Origin of the sequence: Streptomyces sp. NPDC058086, assembly GCF_042885015.1 — a bacterium.
In the GTDB taxonomy this organism is placed as follows: domain Bacteria; phylum Actinomycetota; class Actinomycetes; order Streptomycetales; family Streptomycetaceae; genus Streptomyces.
In genome coordinates this window covers 1-2471 of record NZ_JBHVST010000265.1, presented here as the reverse complement: position 1 = coordinate 2471, position 2471 = coordinate 1, and the positions used below count along the sequence as shown (strand labels likewise).

2 rRNA genes are annotated in these 2471 nt (G+C 53.5%); both read left to right on the top strand.

Going from position 1 to position 2471, the window contains the following annotated elements:
- Nucleotides 1-2194, top strand: a 23S ribosomal RNA gene (locus ACFVWD_RS58095); the annotation flags it as partial.
- Nucleotides 2195-2311: 117 nt separating this feature from the next.
- Nucleotides 2312-2427, top strand: a 5S ribosomal RNA gene (gene rrf / locus ACFVWD_RS58090).
- Nucleotides 2428-2471: the final 44 nt, after the last annotated feature.

Below are 2471 nucleotides of genomic sequence, written 5' to 3'. Positions count from 1 at the left end.
GCACATGTCCAGGGTGAAGTTCAGGTAACACTGAATGGAGGCCCGAACCCACGCACGTTGAAAAGTGCGGGGATGAGGTGTGGGTAGGGGTGAAATGCCAATCGAACCTGGAGATAGCTGGTTCTCTCCGAAATAGCTTTAGGGCTAGCCTCAAGGTAAGAGTCTTGGAGGTAGAGCACTGATTGGACTAGGGGCCCCTACCGGGTTACCGAATTCAGTCAAACTCCGAATGCCAATGACTTATCCTTGGGAGTCAGACTGCGAGTGATAAGATCCGTAGTCGAAAGGGAAACAGCCCAGACCGCCAGCTAAGGTCCCAAAGTATACGTTAAGTGGAAAAGGATGTGGAGTTGCTTAGACAACCAGGATGTTGGCTTAGAAGCAGCCACCATTTAAAGAGTGCGTAATAGCTCACTGGTCGAGTGACTCTGCGCCGAAAATGTACCGGGGCTAAACGTATCACCGAAGCTGCGGACTGTTCTTCGAACAGTGGTAGGAGAGCGTTCTAAGGGCTGTGAAGCGAGACCGGAAGGACTCGTGGAGCGCTTAGAAGTGAGAATGCCGGTATGAGTAGCGAAAGAGGGGTGAGAATCCCCTCCACCGAATGCCTAAGGTTTCCTGAGGAAGGCTCGTCCGCTCAGGGTTAGTCGGGACCTAAGCCGAGGCCGAAAGGCGTAGGCGATGGACAACAGGTTGATATTCCTGTACCACCTCCTCGCCGTTTGAGCAATGGGGGGACGCAGTAGGATAGGGTAAGCGCGCTGCTGGATATGCGCGTCCAAGCAGTTAGGCTGATGAGTAGGCAAATCCGCACATCATAAAGGCTGAGCTGTGATGGCGAGGGAATTATAGTACCGAAGTTCCTGATTCCACACTGCCAAGAAAAGCCTCTAGCGAGGCGAGAGGTGCCCGTACCGCAAACCGACACAGGTAGGCGAGGAGAGAATCCTAAGGTGATCGAGAGAACTCTCGTTAAGGAACTCGGCAAAATGACCCCGTAACTTCGGGAGAAGGGGTGCTCTGTTAGGGTGCAAGCCCGAGAGAGCCGCAGTGAATAGGCCCAGGCGACTGTTTAGCAAAAACACAGGTCTCTGCGAAGCCGTAAGGCGAAGTATAGGGGCTGACGCCTGCCCGGTGCTGGAAGGTTAAGAGGAGCGCTTAGCGTAAGCGAAGGTGCGAATTGAAGCCCCAGTAAACGGCGGCCGTAACTATAACGGTCCTAAGGTAGCGAAATTCCTTGTCGGGTAAGTTCCGACCCGCACGAAAGGCGCAACGATCTGGGCACTGTCTCAACGAGAGACTCGGTGAAATTATAGTACCTGTGAAGATGCAGGTTACCCGCGACAGGACGGAAAGACCCCGTGGAGCTTTACTGCAGCCTGATATTGAATGTTGGTACAGCTTGTACAGGATAGGTAGGAGCCTTGGAAACCGGAGCGCCAGCTTCGGTGGAGGCATCGGTGGGATACTACCCTGGCTGTATTGACCTTCTAACCCGCTGCCCTTATCGGGCAGGGAGACAGTGTCAGGTGGGCAGTTTGACTGGGGCGGTCGCCTCCTAAAAAGTAACGGAGGCGCCCAAAGGTTCCCTCAGAATGGTTGGAAATCATTCGCAGAGTGTAAAGGCACAAGGGAGCTTGACTGCGAGACCTACAAGTCGAGCAGGGACGAAAGTCGGGCTTAGTGATCCGGTGGTTCCGCATGGAAGGGCCATCGCTCAACGGATAAAAGCTACCCCGGGGATAACAGGCTTATCTCCCCCAAGAGTCCACATCGACGGGGAGGTTTGGCACCTCGATGTCGGCTCATCGCATCCTGGGGCTGTAGTCGGTCCCAAGGGTTGGGCTGTTCGCCCATTAAAGCGGTACGCGAGCTGGGTTCAGAACGTCGTGAGACAGTTCGGTCCCTATCCGTCGCGGGCGCAGGAAATTTGAGAGGAGCTGTCCTTAGTACGAGAGGACCGGGATGGACGCACCGCTGGTGTACCAGTTGTTCTGCCAAGGGCATCGCTGGGTAGCTATGTGCGGACGGGATAAGTGCTGAAAGCATCTAAGCATGAAGCCCCCCTCAAGATGAGATTTCCCATTGCGCAAGCAAGTAAGATCCCTGAAAGATGATCAGGTTGATAGGTCTGAGGTGGAAGTGTGGCGACACGTGGAGCTGACTGATACTAATCGATCGAGGACTTAACCTAATAAAATATGTGAATGCTGGCTAAATACGCCACATCGTGTGGCAACGCCTGCATGACCCACATCCTGTGGGCCTTGTCTAACCGTTATCTAGTTTTGAGAGAACACCTCTCATTTAGTTTGGTGGCGATAGCGAAGAGGTCACACCCGTTCCCATGCCGAACACGGAAGTTAAGCTCTTCAGCGCCGATGGTAGTTGGGACCTTGTCCCTGTGAGAGTAGGACGTCGCCAAGCAACTAAAAACACAAGTCATTTGACTTGTGTTTTTTTATTTCCCA